The sequence below is a fragment of the Salinivibrio socompensis S35 genome, assembly GCF_000513715.1.
GTDB classification, from domain to species: domain Bacteria; phylum Pseudomonadota; class Gammaproteobacteria; order Enterobacterales; family Vibrionaceae; genus Salinivibrio; species Salinivibrio socompensis.
In genome coordinates, this window is the sequence record NZ_AQOD01000024.1 from 1 (window position 1) to 23,653 (window position 23,653).

Below are 23,653 nucleotides of genomic sequence, written 5' to 3' on the forward strand. Positions count from 1 at the left end.
TGTAAGGAAGAGGGCATCAATTACGAAGCCTCCATCTTCCCATGGGCAGCCTCAGGTCGAGCGATTGCCTCTGATTGCGCGGACGGTATGACCAAGCTTATCTTTGATAAAGATACGCATCGTATTATCGGTGGTGCCGTTGTCGGTACCAACGGTGGTGAGCTGTTGGGCGAAATCGGTCTTGCGATTGAAATGGGCTGTGATGCCGAAGATATCGCGTTGACGGTTCACGCTCACCCAACACTCCATGAGTCTGTTGGCTTGGCTGCTGAAGTGTTTGAAGGCTCTATCACGGATATGCCTAACCCGAAAGCGAAAAAGAAATAAGTTAACGACTATTTCTTATAAGAGCCCCGCCAAGCGGGGCTTTTTTATATCAATGACTTTTTATATCAATAAAAAGCGGGCCGAAGCCCGCTTAGTCAGTATTGTGGTAAGGCGTTAAAGCTTAAAGTTTAAAGCTGCCCACCAAGGTATCGAGACGTTTAGAAAGATCACGCAGTGACTCGCTGGCTTCTGCATGGTATTGGCGGTGTCTGCGGTTTGCTGCGAGCTGTGGTTAATCTCTTCGATATTTTGGTTAATATCATTGACCACCGTCGATTGCTCTTCCGTCGCGGTCGCGACCTGCGTGTTCATGTCTGAGATTTGGACAATCTGTTCATTAATCGCGTTCAGTGATAGTGATGCTTCATCCGATGCGTTGACCCCTTCTGCTGTCATGGTGCGGCTTTGCTCCATAGCTTTAACCGCATTGTGCGCTTCTGTTTGGAGACGGTCGATCATGGTTTGGATTTCATCGGTTGAATCTGACGTACGGCTGGCAAGGTTGCGGACCTCATCGGCGACGACCGCAAAGCCTCGTCCTTGTTCGCCAGCACGTGCCGCCTCAATCGCCGCGTTCAGCGCTAAGAGGTTGGTTTGCTCTGAAATACCACGGATCACATCCAAAATGCCGCCGATGGAGTCGGTGTTCTCAGCCAGCGCACTGATCACTTTCGACATATTTTCCATATCATCGGCAAGGCTGGCGATGGTATCGCGGGCTTGGGTGACCACACCTTGACCGCTAGCAGCATCGTCGGACGCTTGGTTCGCGGCACTGGCCGCATTGGCGGCATTGCCGGCAATTTCATTCACCGTCGCGCCCATTTCATTGATCGCCGTGACCACTTGTACCGTGCGATCACGCTGATACTCACTTTGTGATTGTGTCGCGCTAGCTTGTGACGAGACTTGCTCCGCGGCATGACGAAGCTCACCTCCCGTACTGGCAACATCGGAGACTAAGCGGTGAATCTTGTCGACAAAACTATTAAACCCGGACGCTAACTGGCCAATTTCGTCTTGGCTATTGATGTCGACACGTTGACGTAAATCGCCTTCTCCTTCGCCGATCTCACGGAACACATTGGCCACGTATTGAATCGGTTTGGTAATAGTAGTGGCAAGCCAAACGGCCACCACAATAAACACCAAGCCGACGATGACCGATACCATCAGGATCTGATTGCGGGTTTGATTGAGTGGTGCGAAGACTTCTTCTGCTGGGACATCCGCGATGACATACCAGTCCATGGAGGGGACATAGCTAGAGGCGAGCAGGACTTCCTTGCCATTAATGTGCGTATCGAGGAGGTTAAAGTCACCTTTTTGGAGCAAGCTACGTGCTTGTGGCCCATACACATCACTCAGTGTTTTTTCGCCCATCAGACCGGTATCGCGGTGTAATTGGACCAATCCATCGGCATTGACCAAGAAGACAAAACCCGACTGCTCGATTTTAAATTGATTCAAAAAGCGCGTCATATCGTCGAGTGAGCGGGAGAACCCAGCCAAGCCTTTGCCATTAAGCTGTTGAAAGTTGACGAATAGCTTGAGCTCGCCATTATCCTCTTGGAATACCTGTGCCATAGTGGCATTGCCACTATCGAGAAAATTATAAAACCAACCGTCTTTTTCACGTGTCAACACCCGTAAAAACCCATCTTGGTTCCAATACTGGCCTGTCTCTCTGTTAGCAATGGAGGCATCATTGAGGTCATATTGATCACGCAGTACGTTAAGCTGCTTGACCACGCGAGCTTCCTCGCCAGGGCTGATCCCTGGTTCGAGAATATTGAGTGTCACTGGGTTTGACGCGAGCTGACGCGCGGCAGATTGGAGCTGATTGACCTCACTATCAATGGTGTCTCTAAACTGAGTGAGGGTGGTAGGAAGCTCATTCTCTAAAAGCCGCTTTTCCATAATATCGCGTGCCTGACTTAAGCTCATATAGCTGATGATCGCGGTTGACGCGATCACCGCTGAGACAAACGCCAACACGAGTTTCTGTTTAATCGTGAGTTGCTTTAGCTTCATGCCTTTCTCTCTATGTGGTCTATCCCGTGCTATTTTGTTTTCATCAACATGTCGACGGGGTAGGATGACAAAACTAAGGATATTTTTATGGTACTAACCTCTAAATTAGCAGGAATTGATGACTGAATGACTGTGTATCGGCTATAAGACAATAAAATTGAAGCCCTTTCCCACAATTATTGATAAAAATGACACTTACCTCGCGATTTCAACACAAACCGATAAAAGCCATTGGGAGTAGGGGGATATTGAGAGAGAGGGGAATAGGGCGCTGCGTCACTAAGATCTGGGTCGCATGTTTCATAAAACGGGTAGATTTTAATTTTAGGTTAAAAATGCTATCCTCACGCAGCGGTTACGTGCTCGAACCCTCGTCTTGCTGGAATATTTGAATAAACTTCGCCGGATAAGCGTGATACGAGTACTAACACTTTCCAAGGATGTTGGACCACAGGGTCTGACCGTGATAAGAGGAAAAAGTCGTGCTTGAAGGCTACCGTAAACACGTCGAAGAACGTGCCGCTCAGGGTATTGTGCCTAAACCGCTTAATGCTGAGCAAGCCGCCAGTCTGATAGAACTGTTGAAAAACCCGCCCGCTGGCGAAGAAGAAACCCTTGTTTATTTACTGGAAAACCGAATCCCACCCGGTGTCGATGAAGCCGCATATGTAAAAGCAGGCTTTTTGGCTGCACTGGCAAATGGTGAGGCTCAATCACCGTTAATCAGCTCTGAGCGCGCAACAGAGCTGCTTGGCACCATGCAAGGTGGCTATAATATTCAGCCTCTAATCGCGTTGTTAGAGGATGAAAAGCTGGCGCCGATTTCTGCCAAAGCACTGTCACATACTCTGCTGATGTTTGATGCGTTTTATGACGTGGAAGACAAAATGAAAGCGGGGAATGCCTACGCCAAGCAAGTGATGGAATCGTGGGCGAGCGCAGAGTGGTATCTCGACAAACCACAAATCCCAGAAAAAGTGACGCTGACGGTTTTCAAAGTGTCAGGTGAAACCAACACCGATGACTTGTCACCCGCCCCTGATGCATGGTCACGTCCAGACATTCCCTTGCACGCGCTTGCGATGCTTAAAAACGAGCGCGAAGGCATTCAGCCGGATAAATTGGGTGAAATTGGCCCGATTGAGCAAATGAAAACGCTGGAAGAGAAAGGCCATCCACTGGTTTATGTTGGCGATGTTGTTGGTACTGGTTCGTCACGTAAGTCGGCCACTAACTCTGTGTTGTGGTTTATGGGTCAAGACATCCCCAACGTACCTAACAAGCGCTTTGGCGGTTTCTGTTTAAGCGGAAAAATCGCCCCCATTTTCTTTAACACCATGGAAGATGCTGGTGCGCTGCCGATTGAGCTCGATGTGAGTCAGCTCAACATGGGCGATGTGATTGATCTATATCCTGCTGACGGCAAAGTGTGCAAGCACGGCACCGATGAGGTGCTGTCGACCTTCCAACTAAAAACTGACATTTTATATGATGAAGTCCGTGCCGGTGGCCGTATTCCCTTGATTATCGGTCGTGGCTTGACTGATCGAGCGCGTGAATGCCTCGGCCTTGAGCCATCCGACGTATTCCGGCGTCCGCGCCCAGTGGCTGAATCCACTAAAGGGTTTACGCTGGGACAAAAAATGGTCGGTAAAGCGTGTGGCGTAGAAGGTGTGCGCCCGAATACCTATTGTGAGCCTAAGATGACCACAGTAGGCTCGCAAGACACCACCGGACCGATGACCCGGGATGAGCTGAAAGACCTAGCGTGCCTTGGTTTTACCGCCGATTTGACTATGCAGTCATTCTGCCATACATCAGCGTATCCAAAGCCGGTCGACGTCGAAACACACCACACCTTGCCAGACTTTATTATGAACCGTGGTGGCGTCGCGCTACGCCCAGGCGATGGGGTGATTCACTCTTGGCTAAACCGCATGCTCTTGCCTGATACGGTCGGTACCGGTGGTGACTCGCATACTCGCTTCCCGCTGGGGATTTCTTTCCCTGCTGGTTCTGGCTTAGTCGCCTTTGCCGCGGCAACGGGCGTGATGCCGCTGGATATGCCAGAGTCAGTGCTGGTGCGCTTTAAAGGCGAAATGCAACCAGGGGTGACCTTGCGTGATCTGGTTCATGCGATTCCCTACTTTGGTATTCAAAAAGGCCTATTGACGGTTGAGAAGTCAGGAAAAATTAACGAGTTCTCTGGCCGTATTTTGGAAATCGAAGGGGTGGAGCACCTCACCGTTGAGCAAGCCTTTGAGCTATCGGATGCTTCAGCAGAGCGTTCGGCAGCGGGTTGTACCGTTAAATTATCGCAAGATTCAGTGGCTGAATATCTTGAGTCAAACATTGTGATGCTCAAATGGATGATTTCCGAGGGCTATGGCGATCGCCGTACCATTGAACGACGTATTCAAGCGATGCAGCAATGGCTTGATAGCCCAAGCCTGATGGAAGCGGATAAAGATGCCGAGTATGCCCACGTACTTGAAATCGACCTCGCCGAGATCAAAGAGCCTATCTTATGCGCACCGAACGATCCGGACGACGCTCGTACCTTGTCAGATGTGGCAGGCGACAGTGTCGATGAAGTCTTTATCGGTAGCTGTATGACCAACATTGGTCACTTCCGAGCAGCAGGGAAATTGCTGGATAAATTCGGTGGCAGCTTATCAACCGTATGTGGGTAGCACCACCGACTAAAATGGACCGAGACCAGCTCACTGCTGAAGGTTACTACGGTATTTATGGCCGTGCCGGTGTGCGGATCGAAACGCCTGGGTGCTCCTTGTGCATGGGGAACCAAGCGCGTGTGGCGGAAAAATCGACCGTATTGTCGACCTCAACACGGAACTTCCCCAACCGGCTTGGTACGGGCGCGAATGTGTATTTGGCCTCGGCAGAGTTATCGGCCGTGGGGGCGATTCTCGGCCGGATCCCGACCCAAAAAGAATACCTTGAGTACGCTGAGCAAATTAATGCGACAGCAAGTGACACGTATCGCTATCTCAACTTCCATCAAATGGATGCGTACACCCAGATAGCGGATGATGTGATCATTAAAGCCGCCGTGTAGGACATGCTGATTGCCGATAACGTTCGGCATAGTTGAAGTGAAAGCGCCTCCATATCCGTGGGAGGCGCTTTTTTATGGTCGATGGATTAGTTGTTCCCTATCGTTAATACGTGCCACTTAATTTGGGGAGAGATGAATCAGTCGCGCAATATTTTCAGCCGTACGGGTCAGGTTACTGGTCGTGTTGGCCAGTGCCTCTGAGTGTTCACAGGGGCCGGGTTGAATGGAAAAAATTGCACTGACTCCGTGTTGGTAAAGAGGGGTACAGTTGTCACCGACACTGCCTGCGATCACCACCACGGGGATGTGGTGTGATTGGGCAATACGGGCGATCGCCATCGGGACTTTTCCGTGTTGAGTTTGCCCATCGACGCGTCCCTCACCGGTAATAATCCAATCTGCTTGTGCCAGCAACGGGTAGGCGTGCGTCCTGGTCAGCAACAAATCAACGCCAGGCACGAGCTGCGCATTCAGTAAGCCACCCAACGCGGCACCTATTCCGCCAGCAGCGCCTGCACCTGGAAAGTGTGCAATCGCATGGCCAAGTTGATAGTGACAAATACTAGCAAAGCGGTGAAGGTGTTGCTCTAAACTTCGAATATGGCTTTCATTGGCGCCTTTTTGCGGGCCAAATATGGTGGCAGCGCCGTCTGGCCCACATAGCGGATTATCCACATCACAGGCAGCAGTGAGTGTGACGGCGCGCAGACGTGAATCGAGCGTGCTGATATCCAGGGTCATCAATGCGCCCAATCCGTGCCCTGTGGTATAATCGGTTTGCCTGCGCCATCAAGTAGCTTGGCTCCCAAAGCCGTGAGAATACCGGCTCCAGCGTCATTCGTGGCACTGCCGCCTAAGCCAACAATGATTTCATCGATATCGTAATCAAGCGCTTTGCGGATCAATTCGCCCGTTCCCAAGCTGGTAGTGTGTAAAGGATTTCGCGCGGAGTGTGGTATTAACGGTAACCCCGAGGCACTGGCAACATCTAACACGGCGAGGCGTTGCTCACGATTAATCACCAAGCTGGCCATCACTGGGCGAAAGTCTGGCCCCGTCACTTCACAGTGAACGCGTTCTCCGCCGAGTCGTTCGAGAATACTTTGCGCAAATCCCTCGCCGCCATCAGCCATGGGGAGTTGAGAGAATTGCGCGTTAGGTAGCACAGGTGCCATACCGGCTTGAATCGCTTGAGCAACGTATGGGGCGCTGAGGCTTTCTTTGAATGAGTCCGGTGCGATCACAATATGCATGGGCTTGTCCTTTGCTGTATGGCGGTCGTCCATATTAGTAGAGCCGAAATGATCAGTATGATCGAAGTGACACCTTGATAACAGCTTGTGCTTGGCAATTCGTGGTAAAAGCCGGACAATGCTGCGCGAATATTGGAGGTGGATGTGGATTACGAATTTTCTCGCAATAGTTTTGATGACAGTTATCGAATCGTTTTTTCGATGGGGCATGAAGCGATGGGTCGCTGGTTGTTGGATGAGTTAGGCACCGAGCTTAGCCATGTTGAGCGGTATTTAGAAACACTCCATCAGCTTGACAGCGAGCAGCAATGGCACGGCCATACCTTTACCTTGACGGCTAATCAGGATGAAGTCGTAGTGATGGCGAATGCGATGCTACAAACGCCCTCCGATGAGGCTGAAGCAACACTCAGTGCGCAGGCACTAACCTTTTATGATCAAGAAAGCTGTGCCGCGTGTGGCTATGATGACTTTATTGAGATGTTAGAGGCCTACCGAGACTTTATTGTCCGTTATGGGCGACGATAAATGCGCGAGTGGTAAGGGATAGATTGTTTTAAGCGTTATTTTGTGCATATGGTGCCGTTGTCTTCCCTTCGGCACTTGAGTTCCCCCTCTTTCTTTCGATGATCGCCCTTTCGATGATCGCCGATGGTGCAATTGAGTGATTTCATATCATCAGTGCGCTGTCTTGGTGAATCCTTCGCACTTTTTTAGTGCAAATGCCACGAGTTTACGCCTTATTTTCTATAAGCTACTGATTTTTATTAATTAAAATGTTGGCACGGCTCTTGATACTTATCGTGTGAAGCAAACACAAGGACTCAGGAGAAGGATATGAAACTGATTAGCGCCATTATCAAGCCATTTAAGCTTGATGACGTTCGTGAAGCGTTGGCGGATGCCGGTATTGACGGCATGACTGTCTCGGAAGTCAAAGGTTTTGGCCGCCAGAAAGGGCACACGGAGCTATATCGTGGCGCCGAATACCAAGTCGACTTTTTACCCAAAGTTAAACTCGAAATCGCCGTACAGAGCGAGAATGTGGATTCTGTCGTTGAAGCGATTTCTAATGCGGCACAGACCGGAAAAATCGGCGATGGCAAAATCTTTGTCTTCGATCTTCAGCAGGCGGTGCGTATCCGTACCGGTGAAATGGATCTGGAAGCAATTTAATTACAGGGAGTATAGACAATGGAACTGGTTAATACGGTGACAGAACTGCGCTACGCGCTCGACACCTTTTTCTTTCTTTTATCCGGCGCGTTAGTCATGTGGATGGCTGCAGGCTTTGCGATGCTAGAAGCCGGCTTAGTTCGATCTAAAAATACCACGGAGATCCTGACCAAAAATATCTGCTTGTACGCCATCGCCTGTACCATGTACTTACTGGTCGGTTATAACATTATGTATGTTGATAATGCGGGTGGCGGTTTCATGCCTTCATTTGGCAGCTTGATTGGCACACAGGGCGCAGATGCTGACCATTCATTGGAATCGGACTTTTTCTTCCAAGTGGTGTTTGTGGCGACCGCTATGTCAGTAGTATCGGGCGCTGTGGCTGAGCGAATGAAGCTCTGGGTGTTCTTGATCTTCTCTGTGCTCTTGACTGCGGTGATCTATCCGGTTGAAGGTTATTGGACGTGGGGCGGCGGTTTCCTATCAGAGGCTGGTTTCAGTGATTTTGCTGGCTCAGGTATCGTTCATATGGCGGGTGCCTCTGCGGCATTAGCCGGTGTGATCTTGTTAGGGGCACGGAAAGGTAAGTACAGCAAAAATGGGAAGATCAATCCTATTCCGGGCTCTAACCTGCCACTCGCCACCCTGGGTACCTTTATCTTGTGGTTTGGTTGGTTTGGTTTCAATGGTGGCTCTCAGTTGATGGTGTCAGACTTTGAGAATGCGACAGCCGTGGGGCAAATCTTCCTCAATACCAATGCGGCAGCGGCGGCTGGTGCAATTGCTGCTCTGCTTGTATGCAAAACCATGTGGGGAAAAGCTGACCTGACTATGGTATTAAACGGGGCATTGGCTGGGTTGGTTGCGATCACTGCGGATCCGCTGTCGCCGTCTCCAGTGGCGGCATTGATCATTGGTATGGTATCGGGGGCTATCGTTGTATTCAGTATTATCGGCCTCGACAAGGTAAAAATTGACGACCCTGTCGGTGCGATATCGGTACACGGTGTGTGTGGTTTCTTTGGCCTTATGGTGGTGCCGTTGAGTAATACAGGGGCGACCTTTGGCGCACAGCTTCTGGGCACAGCCGTTATTTTTGCCTGGGTATTCGGCGCAAGCTTTGTGGTTTGGTGGATATTGAAGAAAACCATGGGTATTCGCGTGACCGAAGAAGAAGAGATGTCGGGCATGGACTTACACGATTGTGGTGTTGATGCGTATCCCGAATTTGTTAGCGTAAAATAGTCATACGCGCAAGACATCGTTAAACTTTGAAACGAAACCTTACATTTTTACGGTAAGGTTTCGTTTTTTTTGATCCCTATCGATATTGAGCATCCAGTCATTCCATGTATACTAACGAAAGTGAGATTCGTTATCATTTATCATCATATTTAAGGACTGTTACGATGAAAAAACTGCTGATTGCCTCGGCTGTGACGGCTAGCCTGCTAGGAACAAGCACCGCGTTCGCGGCGGAAGAAGTGAATGTCTACTCGTATCGCCAACCATTTTTGATTGAACCTATGTTTGATGCGTTTACTGAAGAGACAGGCATCAAGGTGAACGTTAAGTTTGCCAAAAAAGGCATGGCAGAAAAGGTCAAGCAGGAGGGCGAATATAGCCCAGCAGATGTCCTTCTCACGGTGGATATTTCACGCCTTAAAGAGCTGTTAAACCAAGATGTGGTGCAAGCGGTTCAAAGCGATGTGATTGATAGCAATGTGCCGGAGCAGTTCCGTGATAGTGAGGATAAATGGGTTGCGCTGACAACGCGTGCACGTGCGGTCTACTCTTCACGAGAGCGTGTCGGCGAGCTAGGTGATGATTTTGACTACCTGGACTTGGCAAAACCTGAATGGAAAGGCAAGATTTGTACCCGTTCAGGCAAACACCCTTATAATGTGTCTCTTGTGTCTGCGATCATTGAAAACCATGGCGAAGCAAAAGCCAAAGAATGGCTGGAAGGGGTTAAAGATAACCTCGCGCGTAAACCGCAAGGCAACGATCGTGCACAAGTGAAAGCGATCAAGGAAGGATTGTGTGATGTGTCGCTGGGGAATAGCTACTACCTCGGTAAGATGCTGAACGATGAAGAACAAACAGCGTGGGCGGAAGCGGTTTATCTAAACTACCCTGGCCAAAATACTCATGGCACACATGTGAACGTGAGTGGTATGGCAATGGCGAAGTACGCACCGAATCAAGAAAACGCGCTGAAACTCATGGAATTTTTAACGTCAGACAAAGCACAGCATATGTACGCTGAAGTTAACTTCGAAGAGCCGGTGAAAATGGGTGTTGAGAAGTCTGAAATCGTGGCATCATGGGGCGAATATAAGCACGACCCAATGCCGTTAGAGGCGATTGCTGATAACTATACCCAATCAGTGAAACTGTTGGATGAAGTTCAGTTCGATCTGTAAGCCGTCGCATAGGGACGAATATCGTCCCTGTTGTCTTTCTCTGACGCCTTAATGTAGTAGGCCATGCGAGATAGATTACCCATTATAAAAACCAGCAGCTGGAGCCTGGCTCTGTTGCTGGTTTTACCGATCTTAGCGATCTTTTACACCGCGGTTGGTGATACGGGTGATATTTTTCCTCACCTGTTTCAAACCGTGCTTCCTACCTATACCTTAAATACCAGTCTGTTAGTGATTGGCGTTGTGTCTATTGCGATCATACTTGGCGTACCGACGGCGTGGATGTTGGCGATGTATCAGGTGCCTGGCAGCCGACAATTGCAATGGGCGATGGTGCTGCCGCTCGCGATGCCTGGGTATATTATTGGTTATATCTACACGGACTGGTTTGATTATGCGGGGCCGTTGCAGCGCGCTTTACGCTATGCCTTTGAATGGCAGAGTGTGACCGATTATTGGTTCCCTGATATGCGTACCTTGCCAGGCGCATGCTTTGTTCTCGCGTTGGTGTTGTACCCCTATATTTATCTGCTGACACGTGCGGCCTTTATGGAGCAAAGTGTCACTTTAACCCATTCCGCCCGCTTGCTGGGTTGTTCTCCATTACAGAGCTTTCGCCGCATTTCCTTGCCGCTAGCTCGACCCGCAATCGCAGTGGGTGCGTCGCTGGTGGCGATGGAGGCGTTGGGCGATTTTGGTACGGTCAACTATTTTGCTGTCAGCACACTGACCACAGCGGTTTATGATACTTGGTTGAGTTATTCAAGCTTAACGGCGGCTGCCAAAATATCAGCAATAATGCTGGTGGTAATTTTTCTTTTAATCAGTGCCGAGCGTTATGGACGCCGTAAGCAAGCCCAATTTAGTCCCAGCTCAAGCAGTGATGCGATCGAGAAAACACCATTGTATGGCTGGCGAAAAGTGGGCGTAGTGGCCTGGTGCTGGGGCCTGTTGTCACTGGCTTTTATCTTACCACTGTTACAGTTGATGATGTACGCATGGCACTATTATGAAAAAAATGCCGTCAGTGACTTCGCCTCTTTTAGCTATAACAGCTTTTATACCTCGAGTTTGGCGGCTGTCATTGCGGTTGCCATAGCGTGGACGGTGAATGTCTATCGTCGTCTACGTGGAGACGGCATGAGTGTGACGCCCATGCGTTTGGCGTCAATGGGTTATGCGGTCCCGGGCACCGTCCTGGCAATTGGGGTGATGCTGGTGCTCACTTGCGGAGATCATTTGATTAATGATGTGGCTAAGGCCTATGACTGGGGACGTCCCGGGTTGCTGTTATCGGGCACCATGGTTGCCTTACTGGCGGCATTTGTAGTGCGCTTTAGCGCGGTGGCTATCGGCAGTATTGAATCTAGTATGGCGAAAATCCCCCCATCGCTCGATATGGCAGCACGAACCATGGGGTGCACAACGACGGGTGTCATTCGCCGAGTGCATCTGCCTTTAATTCGTCGTGGAACCCTCATTGCGATGCTACTTGTGTTTATCGAATCAATGAAAGAGCTCAATGCCGCTATTTTATTGCGTCCGTTCAACTTTGAAACATTGGCCACCTATGTGTACAACTTCACCTCTGATGAACACCTAGAGTACGCGGCACTACCGGCTATTTTACTGGTAGTGGTTGGCTTAGTTCCGCTTATCTTGATTAACCGATCATTGGAGCAGAAATATCAATGAAGTGCGCCCTGTCGATTAAAAATCTTACCTGCAGTTATAACGGTACGCCTGTCTTAAAAGATTTGTCGTTGCAAGTGGCGCCCGGAGAGATTGTTTGCCTACTCGGTGCCAGTGGCTGTGGAAAAACGACGTTGTTAAAAGCGATGGCAGGTCTAATGCCGCTATCGGCAGGGACATTATCGATCGGTTGTACAGTCATGGATAACGAGCAGCACTCGGTGCCCCCTGAACAGCGTAATATCGGAATGATCTTTCAAGATTATGCGCTTTTTCCTCATCTGACTGTCGCAGAGAATATTGGGTTTGGGCTTTCACAGTTAGCGGCGCAAGCACGCGCCAATAAAGTGGCAGACATGCTCAAGTTGGTGCATTTGACTGACCTTGGGGAGCGTTATCCTCACCAGTTATCCGGGGGTCAACAGCAACGAGTAGCGATTGCACGTGCACTGGCGTATGAGCCCGATCTGTTATTATTGGATGAGCCTTTTTCTAACATCGACACCCAAGTGCGGCATGATTTAATTGAAGAAATTCGCCGTATCTTTAAGTCTCAAGGGGTTACCGCGATTTTAGTCACACACAGTCGTGAAGAAGCGTTTGCGTTTGCGGATAAATTAGCCGTGATGAATCAAGGCCTTATTGAACAGTTTGGCAATACCACAGAGGTGTACTACCAGCCGCTAGCCGCTTTGTGGCAGATTTTCTTGGTCAAGGATCGTATGTCCCGGTGACCGTGTCCGAGCAAGAACAAATGCAGACGCCACTGGGTCCTTGGCCTCGACCTGTGCATTGCCATCCAGGCCCGCATTGGTGGTTACTCCGTCCGCAATTTTTAAGTATTCGCGCCGATGAGCAGGGAGAAGGGCAGGTATTGTCTCAACAGTTTATGGGTGATAGTAGCCGTTACACCATTGATATTCATGGGCAGAAATTATCGGTTCATGCCAGAGAGCCGTTGTCGGTGGGTGAGAGAGTGCGCTTGAACATTCGTGCTCATGAGCCTGTGTTGTTCAATGATGGACCGAGCTTTATCGAACATTAACGCGCTTTATCGATCATTAGCGCGCTTTATCAATCACTCGCGTGCAGTAATGAAGCATTAAAAAAGCCAACGTGACGTTGGCTTTTTATCGTGCCATGGCGTTTAGCCATGCTGGCATAATACATCAATGTAATGCTGGGCCATGGCATTGAGCGCAGCTTTATCGGGTTGTTGGTGGGCTTGTAAAAAGAGCACGTAGCACACACCTGCTAGCATACTTGCAAGCTCTCTTGGTTGATGACTGTCTGTCATTTCGCCTTTTTCGATGCCACGTTCAAACACGTGCTCGAACTGATCAACCGCGTCTCGACTCCCTTTGACAAAGCGTGGCCAAATGTCCTCGCGAATAGACGTACTCCACTCAAACCAGACTTTCATCCAGGCTTTATCGGCGAGTGCGGTATCGATGATCTGCGACGTAATACAGTTTAATGCGCCACGCATGGACTGATCTTGTTCGGTACATGCACTAATTAATGCGATGAAATGCTTTTCGGTTTGAGCCAGGATTTCTTCGACGAGGTCTTCGCGCGTCGGGAAGTAGTTAAAGACGGTCGCGACGGAAACATCGGCCATGTCTGCGATATCTGCGTGTCCAGCGCGGCCAATGCCGCGTTTCGCAAAGACATCTAAGCCACAAGTTAATAACTGCTCTTTACGTCTTTCGGGCGACAGTCGCGTCCTTGTTCTTTCATTTGATTGAGCCATCCTAAAACCTGCCAACTTATTTTTGGTTTGTACAAATTAATTATTGTTTGTGCTAACAATTTTCTTATTAGCGTTATTGAGTTTATACCAGCTGTTTATCGCCTGACAACGGGCGTAAAGCTGATCTAGGCCGTAAAACGGTAATTTTGTCTGCAAAAAAAGTCATTCATTATTAAAAAGACAGGCATGGATTATTTTTTCTTATCAATCAGTGTGATAACCAACTAGTGTGCGGGTGCAAAGTAGGAAAAACCGCCTCGCTGGGATCCGCAATCGATTTAGTGCTAGACTATGCCACCTTTGTTAGTGACCTCCCTATCGGGGAGCGATAACCATCGGGGCAGATATGAAACACACCGTTGAAGTGATGATTTCAGAGCAAGACGTACAGGCACGAGTTAAAGCCCTGGGCGCCGAGATCAGCGAACATTATAAAGACTCTTCAGAGCTCGTCTTAGTCGGGTTGTTACGCGGCTCGTTCGTCTTCATGGCAGATTTATGTCGGGCGATTGATATGCCGCATGCGGTCGACTTTATGACGGCATCCAGTTACGGCAATAGCATGGAAAGCACGCGTGATGTGCGTATCCTTAAAGATTTGGATGATGATATCAAAGGAAAAGACATTCTTTTGGTTGAAGACATCATTGATACGGGAAACACGCTAAGCAAAGTGTGTGAAATTTTATCGCTGCGTGAGCCAAACTCAGTACGTATTTGTACGCTATTGGATAAGCCAGAGCGTCGTGAAGTCGACGTCAAAGTGAACTGGCTTGGCTTTACCATTCCAGATGAATTTGTGGTCGGAGTGGGTATTGATTATGCACAAAAATATCGCCACCTTCCGTACGTGGGTAAAGTGATCCCGCAGGATTAATCCCTCAGCGATTATCATGCTACAAAAAACCGAGCTCAACGCTCGGTTTTTTTAATGAGTTTTTTTGTTCGCTGTCGTTAGTAGGCGGCCGTGTCCTGTGCCAGTTGACACATCGCTGCTTGGTAGTTGATTTCCAGCGACTCTCGGCTGTTCGCCGTCATGCCGAGATCGCGCAAAATACCGTCCGTGGTGTCGTAAAACCAGCCATGCACACTGACATCTTGGCCTCGCTCCCACGCGGCGCGCAAAATAGTGGAGTTGCTAAATGATAGACTTGCTCGGCGACATTGATTTCACATAAACGATTACCACGAGCTTGAGGCGGTAATTGGCTCAGATAGCTTTTGTGCTTGAGGTAAAGGTCACGAATATGCAGCAGCCAGTTATTAATAAGACCCAATTCGGGGTTTTCAATCGCGGCATGGACCCACCACAGCCATAGTGACCACAAACAATAATGTGCTTTATTTGCAATACATCCACCGCATATTGCACCACCGACAGGCAGTTTAAATCGGTGTGGATCACTTGGTTGGCCACATTACGGTGGACAAATAGCTCACCGGAGTCTAACCCTGTCAGCCGCTCTGCGGGTACGCGGCTATCGGCACAACCAATCCATAAGTATTCGGGATGTTGTTCTTTGGCAAGATCGGCAAAAAACTGGGGATCAGTATCACGAATATCTTTCGACCAGGCTTTATTATTGGCAAACAACGCTTTTATCTGGGCCATACTCACTCAGTCTGTTAGCAAAGTTATCAATCGGTACTATACCGCACTCTCGACGTGTGAAATATACTGAGATCAATATTCATATTTTATTACATCCACCTCCTCATCCAGTGGATCACGCTGTGCATGTTAAAACTACTGCTCGGATAGGTTAACGCGAGAAAATTCGTATACTGTTAGCTCTATCATAATCTTAACTGCAGTCGAGGTAGTGCGTGTTTGATAAAAGACGATTTGCGCAGCTGTCATTAAAGGGCGATTTATTTGGTGGCGTGACCACCGCGATTATCTCATTACCCTTGGCACTTGCATTTGGAGTTGCCTCGGGTGCTGGCGCTGAAGCCGGGTTATGGGGCGCGATTTTAGTGGGACTATTCGCGTCGCTATTTGGTGGCTCTTCCGCACTGATTTCAGAGCCCACCGGCCCAATGACGGTGATCATGACTGCGGTACTCACCGCCATGATGTCACGTTACCCTGAAGGTGGCCTTGCCATGGGCTTTACCGTGGTGATGATGGCGGGCGCCTTCCAAGTGCTGATAGGCAGTTTGCGGCTGGGGAAATACGTCACCTTGATGCCGTATAGCGTCGTATCCGGTTTTATGTCGGGGATTGGCGTGATTTTAATCTTGCTCCAACTCGCGCCGTTGTTAGGTCAAGCGGCGCCATCGGGCGGGGTATTAGGCACCCTCAAGGCTTTACCAGATTTGCTGATGAATGCGCAGCTTAGTGAGATGTTTCTTGGTGCGCTGACGTTAGGTATTTTGTTTTATTTTCCTGCCAAATACCGTCGTTATATTCCCGCTCAGTTAGTGGCATTGATCAGTATTACGCTGGTTTCGGTGCTCCTTTTTGATACCGATAGTATTCGTCGTATTGGTGAGATCCCCACCGGGTTTCCCTCATTGGTGGTGCCGCACATCACTGCAGAGCACTTCACGGCCATGATTATTGATGCCCTCGTTTTAGGCACTTTGGGATGCATTGATACCTTATTAACGGCGGTGATTGCAGACTCATTGACCCGGCAAGAGCATGACTCCGATCGTGAATTGCGTGGTCAAGGCGTAGCGAACATGATAGCGGGCTTGTTTGGCGCATTGCCAGGAGCTGGAGCGACAATGGGTACCGTGGTCAATGTGCAAGTGGGCGCGCGTTCACCCCTATCAGGCATATTCCGCGCGGCTATTTTGGCGGCCGTAGTATTGGTAGCAGGGGCGCTCACCGCACCGATCCCGATGGCGGTCCTTGCTGGCATTGCACTCTATGTCGGTTTTAATATTCTTGATTGGAGTTTTCTACATCGCGCCCACAAAATTAGCTTGCAGCAAACAGGGATCATGTATGGCGTGATGGCACTGACGGTCTTTGTTGATCTGATTGTCGCGGTGGGCCTGGGGGTCTTTATTGCTAACTTGTTAGTCATTGAACGACTCAGCCGCGAGCAGGCAAAACAGATACGGGCGATCAGTGATACAGAGGATGATGAAGTGCCGTTGAATGACGAGGAGCGCGCGCTTTTAGATTGCCAGCCATGGCCAAGTTCTCTTTTTCTACTTATCTGGCCCGATGATTTTTAGTGTCTCCAAAGCCATTGCGCGTCAGCATGCACACATTAATGAATTCCGAGTGATGATCCTCGATTTAAGTGATGTACCTATGCTGGATATGACCGTGGGGTTGGCACTGGAAAACGCGATTAAAGATGCGCGTGAGGCTGATTGCACTGTGTTTTTACTCTGTCCACACGATGAAACGCGAGAGCAGCTTCAGCGCTTACACATTGGCGACTGGGTGCGAGAGGCGCATATCTTTACCACTCGGCAGCCCGCGTTAGAGGCGGCGAATAGGCTGGTAGAGGTGATGCCGTAACCAGAGGTTTATTTGGTTACACTGGCCCATCTAGCTGTCATGCTCTAGATCGCCGCCTGGCTCGAGGCGGCGAGATGCACACTTCATGCATCTGTCCTCCAGGCACCCAACAAAAGCGATAGGACGCTAAAGAGGATCACTTAAGTACACTATATTTAGTGAATATTTGCTACATTTCTCATCATTTTGCTCTTTGCGGTTAAAAAGTATCCAGGCGTTTTTCCACCTGATTTGATCTTACGCACATTCCTATATACTGGCGCGCGCATCGGGGACCCCCCGTGCCAGTAAGTAAAGCCGTCACGGCCAGTCACTGCAGTCGACGTAAAGGATCAATGGGTTTGAAATTCGAACGGAACTTCAAAGGAAATCTTGGGAGCCCTGCAACGGGAGTCTGTTTGGTGGGGCACGACCGCGGTCGATTTCGGCTGCCCCTTTCGCTGGCGTTCGGGGTCGCCTCCGGTGCTGGTGCCGAAGCCGGTATGGTGGGGCGCGATTCTGGTGGGCTTATTTGCCGCCTTATTCGGTGGCTCCTCGACACTGATCTCGGAACCCACGGGACCAATGACCGTGATTATGACGGCGGTGTTGACCACTATGGTGTCTCGTTATCCTGAGGGCGGGATGGCGATGGGCTTTACTGTCGTGATGATGGCCGGTTTGTTTCAGGTGATTTTGGGCGCGCTCAAGTTGGGAAAGTATGTCACCTTGATGCCCTACAGCGTGATATCTGGCTTTATGTCGGGCATTGGTGTGATCCTTATTATCCTTCAACTTCCGCCGTTATTGGGGCAAACCACACCCGAGGGTGGGGTGCTAGGCACGCTGAAGGGGCTACCTGAGTTGATTGTCAATACTCAACAAAGCGAGTTGTTGCTTGGGTTACTGACATTAGGGATCTTATTCTCGTTTCCCCAGCGCTACCGGCGTTATATGCCTGTACAGTTAGTCGCCTTGGTGATTGTGACCTTGCTATCTCTATGGTGGTTCGATCTGGATGCGATCCGCCGTATCGGGGTCATTCCTACTGGATTGCCGACCTTAGTGTTGCCGCAGATCAATAGTGAAGTATTGACAACCATGGTGGTCGATGCCTTGGTGCTGGGAACGCTCGGCTGTATTGATACGCTGCTATCAGCGGTCATTGCTGATTCGTTAACGCGTGAAGAGCACGACTCGGATAAGGAGCTGAGAGGGCAAGGGTTAGCCAATATGGTCGCGGGGTTATTTGGTGCGCTACCTGGTGCCGGTGGCACCATGGGCACCGTGGTTAATGTACAAGTTGGTGGGCGCTCTCCGCTGTCCGCGATTGTTCGTGCGTTGATTTTAGCGGCCGTGATTTTGGTGGCCGGCTTTCTGACCGAGCCTATCCCGATGGCCGTCTTAGCTGGGATAGCGATTTATGTCGGCTTTAACATCCTCGACCGCACCTTTATCCAGCGTGCGCATAAAGTTAGTCTACATCAAACCGTGATCATGTATGGTGTGATGATACTCACCGTGCTGGTGGATCTCATCGTTGCCGTTGGTGTTGGCGTGTTTATTGCCAACATTATTGCGATTGAGCATCTGAGCCGCGAGCAAGAAAAACAGGTCAAAGCCATCAGTGATGCCGATGAGGATGATGTGCCGCTCAGCGATATGGAACGATCTTTATTGCACAGTGCGAACGGAAAAGTGTTGTTTTTCTATCTGTCAGGCCCAATGATATTCAGTGTCTCCAAAGCGATCGCGCGTCAACATAGCAAGATTGAAGAATTTGATGTCATGATCTTAGACCTCAGTGACGTGCCCATGATTGATATGACCGTCGGCCTGGCGCTTGAAAACGCGATCAAAGATGCGGTTGAAGCCCATTGCCAAGTCTTTTTACTTTGTCCCCACCAAAAAACGCGGGATCAGCTTGAACGCTTGCATGTAAAAAACTGGCTAACGGATGATCATACCTTTGATAGCCGTTATGACGCGCTCCGCGCTGCACATCGAGTAACAGACGGCATGCTTTAAAAGAACGGGAGCTTATGAAAGCCATCGAAATTAAGGATCTCGTTAAAACGTACGGATCCAGTGTTAAGGCGTTAAAAGGGGTATCGCTCTCTGTCGAGGAGGGCGATTTTTATGCGCTGTTAGGGCCAAATGGGGCGGGTAAATCCACCACCATTGGCATATTGAGTTCTCTAGTCAATAAAACCCAAGGGCAGGTAAGCATTTTTGGCTACGATTTGGACACACAAAAGGTCGAAGCGAAAAAACAAATTGGCCTCGTCCCGCAAGAGTTCAACTTTAATCAATTTGAGAAAGTCGAACAGATTGTGGTGAATCAAGCCGGTTACTACGGTGTGCCGCGTGCACAGGCCAAAGAACGTGCAAAAAAATATCTCTCACAGCTGGATTTGTGGGACAAACGGAATGAGCCGGCGCGTAACTTATCGGGGGGATGGAAACGTCGTTTGAATGATCGCCCGTGCGCTGATGCACGAGCCGCGCTTGTTGATTTTGGATGAGCCGACGGCAGGTGTCGATATTGAGTTGCGCCGTTCGATGTGGGATTTCTTAAGCCAAATTAACCGTCAAGGGATCACCATTATTCTCACTACCCATTACTTGGAAGAAGCCGAAACGCTATGCCGCAATATTGGTATTATTAATCGGGGAGAGCTGGTCGAGGATACGTCGATGAAGGCATTGTTATCTAAATTGGATGCCGAGACTTTTATTCTCGATTTACAGCCTGGGCACAAGCTCAATGCGCTTAATGGGTGAACTGGCAAACCACTGATACGAATACCTTGGAAGTGGAAGTGAGTAAATCAGTCGGCTTAACGCCGGTTTTTGAGCAGCTGTCACAACAGGGGGTGCAAGTATTATCAATGCGTAATAAGGCCAACCGTTTGGAAGAGTTGTTTGTGACGTTAATTCAGCAAAATGGGGAGGAGCGCGCATGAATGCCTTGTATTGGGTGGCATTTCGTACCCTCATTCATAAAGAAGTGGCGCGTTTTACGCGGATTTGGGTGCAAACCTTGGTCCCACCCGCGATTACCATGAGCTTGTATTTCGTCATTTTCGGTAATTTGATTGGATCGCGTATCGGTCAAATGGAAGGCTTCAGTTATATGGAGTATATTGTTCCTGGCTTAATTATGATGTCAGTGATTACTAACTCCTACTCCAATGTGGCGTCTTCTTTTTTTAGTGCCAAGTTTCAGCATAATATCGAGGAGTTGTTAGTCGCGCCTATCCCTAACTATGTGATCATTGCCGGTTATATTGGCGGAGGCATGTGCCGTGGCTTAGCGGTGGGGGCCTTAGTGACGATGACATCCTTGTTCTTCGTGGATTTGCAAATCGCACATCCATTTATCGTGGTCACAACGGTGATCCTGACCTCAGCCGTGTTTGCTTTAGGGGGCCTGATTAATGCCATTTTTGCCAAGACCTTTGACGATATTAGCTTGATCCCAACCTTTATACTGACGCCTCTTACCTATCTTGGTGGGGTATTTTATTCGCTGTCGCTGTTGCCTGAGTTTTGGCAAGAGGTGTCTAGCTGAACCTATCGTGTATATGGTTAACGCTTTCCGTTATGGTTTCCTCGGGGTGTCGGATGTGGGGATCATGACATCGTTTGGGGTGTTGCTACTGTTTATTATCGGCTTATATGCGCTAGCGTGGCGCTTAATTTCTAGAGGCACAGGCTTACGTGGCTAAATACCTCACAGTATGAGCGCGAGAAAGCCCCAGCCATCATGGCTGGGGCTTTTTACGGTGTGCGGTTTCGGGTGTTAACGCGTATCGAGTGAGTGAGGCGCTAATAAAATAAGGCGCTAATCAAATAAGCCTTTCAGCCACCCCACGGGATCCGGCTGGCTACATCGTTTGGTAAACTGGCCGTTTATGTCCCACACGGGGAGCGACATCTCACCGCGACAGTTCAACGCGTATTGACTGCCTTGTTGGCTAACAGTGACCGTGGTGATGTCTGCGGGCCAGGGAAGCGCCAGTGTTGTCGCGCCTCGGCGATTTAAATAGTCATCATAAACACGCAAGGCGCCAGAGGCACCGGTGAGCCCTGTCGATTGATTATCATCGCGCCCCAGCCACACCGTGGTGACTTCTTTATCGTCGATGCCGACGAACCAGCTATCACGGTTATCATCTGTTGTCCCCGTTTTACCTGCGAGTGCTGCATGGCGATGCCGTTGCTGCAAGAAGCGCCCTGTGCCCTGTTTCACCACCTGTTTCATCGCATACAAGGTGAGCCAGCCAGCTTGTTCAGACACCACTCGTTCTGCTTTAGGCCAGTTCTGGTATAGCCCTTGGCCCTCTTTAGTTGTGACTGCCCTCAAAGCGGTGAGCGGGGCGCGCTGTCCCGCATTGCCCAGGGTTTGGTAGACTTGGGTAACCTCAAATGGACTCATGCTAAACGCGCCCAGAAGCAGTGAGGGAACGCGCGGAATAGTGTCAGTCTTTGCCCCCAATTGAGAAAAGGTGTTAACCACATTCTCTAACCCCAGTTGCATGCCGAGGTTAACCGTTGGCACGTTATAAGATTTTGCCAAGGCGGTCAGTAAGGAGACCGTGCCGCGATATTGGCGGTCATAGTTGCGCGGTTGCCAACTGCTCCCTTGGCTGCCTTCTAACCGAATGGGCTTATCGTCAATGTTACTGGTGAGCTGAAAGCGTTCAGGTTGATTTAACGCAGTCAGATAAACTGCAGGTTTGGCGAGTGAACCGATAGAGCGTTTGGCATTTAATGCACGGTTAAAACCGGCAAAGCCCGGGCGTGCGCTCCAACCATGGCACGCACCTCGCCACTACGCCTGTCTGCGATCACGGCGGCGGCTTCCAGTTGATTCCCTGCACGATGTTTAAGCGCGTTAACCTTTTCGGTCACCGCACGCTCAATCGCTTGCTGTGACACAGGATCAAGCGTGGTGAAAATACGTAGTCCGGCGCCAGCGGCATAGTTATCGCCAACTTTATGGCGGATTTCCTCTTTGAGTTGATCAAAGTAAGCCGGCTGTGGACGCGATAGCGTTTGGGGTGTTTTGGATATCGAGCGGGCGACTGGCCGCTGCATCATAGTCTGCGCTTGTCAGCCGGTTTTGTTCTAGCATTAGCCGCAGTACCAGATCGCGGCGCGTTTTGGCCCGCTCAGGGTGGCGGAATGGGTTGTAGTAAGAGGGCCCTTTTACCATACCGACGAGCAAGGCCAGTTGATCCACGCGTAACTCGCTAATCGGACGACCAAAATAAAGCCGAGCGCCTAATGGAAACCCATGCACGGGCTCACCGCGATTCTGCCCCAAGTAGACCTCGTTAAGGTAGGCTTCTAAGAGTTTGTCTTTGCTGTAGCGAAAATCGAGGATCAGCGCCATATAGGCTTCTTGTGCCTTTCGCCACAAGGTGCGATCGCGAGTAAGAAAGAGGTTTTTAGCCAGTTGCTGGGTGAGTGTCGAACCACCTTGCACGGTACGACCGGCACGAATATTGGCCACGAGTGCGCGTAATATCCCGGTTGGAGAAACGCCTTCATGGTGATAAAAATCTCTGTCTTCTGTGGTGAGTAAAGCCTCGACTAAGAATTCGGGGAAACGCTCTCGGGGTAAAAACAGGCGTTGCTCATTGATGCCAGACTCCATCATGCCCAACAATTTCGGCTCAATGCGTAAAAGCCCTAGAGATTGGTTGGTGCTGACTTCAGTAATCTGGTTGACTTGATTATCACCAAAGCTCAGCATCGCATGTCGTGCGGACGCCGGACCATCTTCAAAATCAAACGGACGACGAATGATTTCCAGCCGTGTTTGTGAAGCCGAATACTCGCCAGGGCGCTTAGGAGTGCGTACTTTTTGGTAATTCAGCGCATCCAATTGCTGGCGCAGTTGAAGGAGTGACACATCGCTACCTGGTGAGAGGTTAATCACCCGGCCATACACCACCCCTGGGAGCTGCCAAATTTGGCCGCTACTAAAACGGTCTTGGATCTTGCCATCAAGATAAATACCTAAAATGACGACCGCGGCGATCCCCACCAGGCTGCATTTTAATCCGAGACTTAATAGGCGTTTGGTCCAGCTCGGTTTGGCGGCGGCTTTCTTGGGTTGACGCTTGGATGATGCACTTTTTTTATTGCTCGCGCGTGAACGTGTTTTTTTATCGGCCATACAATCAATTAACTCTGGTTAAAATGGCGTTTGGTTTGACGAGTCGGCATATGATTAGCCGGATCATCCGGCCAAAGGTGCTTAGGGTAGCGCCCTTTCATTTCTTTTTGCACATCTTTATAACTCCCTTGCCAAAAGCCGGCGAGATCTTGGGTAATTTGCAATGGACGTCCGGCGGGTGAGAGAAGCTCAACTTGCACGGCAACCTTACCGTGAGCAAGCGTCGGTGTTTGCGCCTGTCCATACATTTCTTGCAT

The 23,653-nt window shown here is 49.8% G+C and carries 8 protein-coding genes and 11 pseudogenes; 13 read left to right on the forward strand and 6 right to left on the reverse strand.

Annotation, left to right across the window (positions count from 1 at the left end):
• Window positions 1-327: pseudogene (locus DZ54_RS0103585) on the forward strand (dihydrolipoyl dehydrogenase); the annotation flags it as partial.
• A gap of 121 nt (window positions 328-448) precedes the next feature.
• Here DZ54_RS0103585 and DZ54_RS18775 read toward each other — a convergent pair.
• Window positions 449-2,361: pseudogene (locus DZ54_RS18775) on the reverse strand (methyl-accepting chemotaxis protein).
• Between the two features lie 482 nt (window positions 2,362-2,843).
• Here DZ54_RS18775 and acnB point away from each other — a divergent pair.
• Window positions 2,844-5,440, forward strand: a pseudogene (gene acnB, locus DZ54_RS18780) (bifunctional aconitate hydratase 2/2-methylisocitrate dehydratase).
• Window positions 5,441-5,557: 117 nt separating this feature from the next.
• On the opposite strand, the pseudogene DZ54_RS27305 reads toward acnB, so the two are convergent.
• Window positions 5,558-6,903: pseudogene (locus DZ54_RS27305) on the reverse strand (glycerate kinase).
• Between DZ54_RS27305 and DZ54_RS0103605 the strand changes: the two are divergent.
• The 6 genes and pseudogenes from DZ54_RS0103605 (at window position 6,838) to DZ54_RS18790 (ending at window position 13,035) form a co-directional block, all read left to right on the forward strand.
• Window positions 6,838-7,221 carry a YacL family protein gene (locus DZ54_RS0103605; protein WP_025673126.1) on the forward strand — a complete coding sequence of 128 codons (384 nt, stop codon included), beginning with the start codon at window positions 6,838-6,840 and terminating at the stop codon, window positions 7,219-7,221. The pseudogene DZ54_RS27305 and the gene DZ54_RS0103605 overlap by 66 nt on opposite strands.
• A gap of 309 nt (window positions 7,222-7,530) precedes the next feature.
• Window positions 7,531-7,869 carry a P-II family nitrogen regulator gene (locus DZ54_RS0103610; RefSeq protein ID WP_025673127.1) on the forward strand — a complete coding sequence of 113 codons (339 nt, stop codon included), beginning with the start codon at window positions 7,531-7,533 and terminating at the stop codon, window positions 7,867-7,869.
• An 18-nt stretch (window positions 7,870-7,887) separates the two neighbouring features.
• Window positions 7,888-9,117: an ammonium transporter gene (locus tag DZ54_RS0103615; protein WP_025673128.1), complete on the forward strand. Its 1,230-nt coding sequence runs from the start codon at window positions 7,888-7,890 to the stop codon at window positions 9,115-9,117.
• A gap of 164 nt (window positions 9,118-9,281) precedes the next feature.
• A complete protein-coding gene (locus DZ54_RS0103620) occupies window positions 9,282-10,298 on the forward strand; it encodes a Fe(3+) ABC transporter substrate-binding protein (RefSeq protein ID WP_025673129.1) in 1,017 nt (338 codons plus the stop codon).
• A gap of 63 nt (window positions 10,299-10,361) precedes the next feature.
• Window positions 10,362-11,993: an ABC transporter permease gene (locus DZ54_RS0103625; RefSeq protein ID WP_025673130.1), complete on the forward strand. Its 1,632-nt coding sequence runs from the start codon at window positions 10,362-10,364 to the stop codon at window positions 11,991-11,993.
• A pseudogene (locus DZ54_RS18790) lies at window positions 11,990-13,035 on the forward strand (ABC transporter ATP-binding protein). Before DZ54_RS0103625 ends, DZ54_RS18790 begins: the two are co-directional and overlap by 4 nt.
• A gap of 102 nt (window positions 13,036-13,137) precedes the next feature.
• Here DZ54_RS18790 and DZ54_RS0103635 read toward each other — a convergent pair.
• Window positions 13,138-13,743: a TetR/AcrR family transcriptional regulator gene (locus DZ54_RS0103635; protein ID WP_025673131.1), complete on the reverse strand. Its 606-nt coding sequence runs from the start codon at window positions 13,741-13,743 to the stop codon at window positions 13,138-13,140.
• 346 nt (window positions 13,744-14,089) lie between these two features.
• Between DZ54_RS0103635 and hpt the strand changes: the two genes are divergently transcribed.
• Window positions 14,090-14,620 carry a hypoxanthine phosphoribosyltransferase gene (hpt, locus tag DZ54_RS0103640; RefSeq protein WP_025673132.1) on the forward strand — a complete coding sequence of 177 codons (531 nt, stop codon included), beginning with the start codon at window positions 14,090-14,092 and terminating at the stop codon, window positions 14,618-14,620.
• 77 nt (window positions 14,621-14,697) lie between these two features.
• Here hpt and can read toward each other — a convergent pair.
• Window positions 14,698-15,355: pseudogene (gene can / locus DZ54_RS18795) on the reverse strand (carbonate dehydratase).
• A 215-nt stretch (window positions 15,356-15,570) separates the two neighbouring features.
• Here can and DZ54_RS18800 point away from each other — a divergent pair.
• The 4 pseudogenes from DZ54_RS18800 to DZ54_RS18815 all read left to right on the forward strand — a co-directional run bounded on the left by DZ54_RS18800 (window position 15,571) and on the right by DZ54_RS18815 (window position 20,937).
• A pseudogene (locus DZ54_RS18800) lies at window positions 15,571-17,227 on the forward strand (SulP family inorganic anion transporter).
• 394 nt (window positions 17,228-17,621) lie between these two features.
• Window positions 17,622-19,234: pseudogene (locus tag DZ54_RS18805) on the forward strand (SulP family inorganic anion transporter).
• 14 nt (window positions 19,235-19,248) lie between these two features.
• A pseudogene (locus DZ54_RS18810) lies at window positions 19,249-20,172 on the forward strand (ABC transporter ATP-binding protein).
• Window positions 20,169-20,937: pseudogene (locus DZ54_RS18815) on the forward strand (ABC transporter permease). Before DZ54_RS18810 ends, DZ54_RS18815 begins: the two co-directional pseudogenes overlap by 4 nt.
• A 116-nt stretch (window positions 20,938-21,053) precedes the next feature.
• Here the strand turns inward: DZ54_RS18815 and mrcB are convergent.
• Window positions 21,054-23,396, reverse strand: a pseudogene (gene mrcB / locus DZ54_RS18820) (penicillin-binding protein 1B).
• Window positions 23,397-23,404: 8 nt separating this feature from the next.
• Window positions 23,405-23,653: an ATP-dependent helicase C-terminal domain-containing protein gene (locus DZ54_RS27030; RefSeq protein WP_338057023.1), complete on the reverse strand. Its 249-nt coding sequence runs from the start codon at window positions 23,651-23,653 to the stop codon at window positions 23,405-23,407.

Bases quoted from the DNA above. Each gene is read 5' to 3' on its own strand.
- hpt (WP_025673132.1), top strand. From the start codon at position 14,090: ATGAAACACACCGTTGAAGTGATGATTTCAGAGCAAGACGTACAGGCA.
- DZ54_RS0103610 (WP_025673127.1), top strand. From the start codon at position 7,531: ATGAAACTGATTAGCGCCATTATCAAGCCATTTAAGCTTGATGACGTT.
- DZ54_RS27030 (WP_338057023.1), bottom strand. From the start codon at position 23,653: ATGCAAGAAATGTATGGACAGGCGCAAACACCGACGCTTGCTCACGGT.
- DZ54_RS0103620 (WP_025673129.1), top strand. From the start codon at position 9,282: ATGAAAAAACTGCTGATTGCCTCGGCTGTGACGGCTAGCCTGCTAGGA.
- DZ54_RS0103615 (WP_025673128.1), top strand. From the start codon at position 7,888: ATGGAACTGGTTAATACGGTGACAGAACTGCGCTACGCGCTCGACACC.
- DZ54_RS0103635 (WP_025673131.1), bottom strand. From the start codon at position 13,743: ATGGCTCAATCAAATGAAAGAACAAGGACGCGACTGTCGCCCGAAAGA.
- DZ54_RS0103625 (WP_025673130.1), top strand. From the start codon at position 10,362: ATGCGAGATAGATTACCCATTATAAAAACCAGCAGCTGGAGCCTGGCT.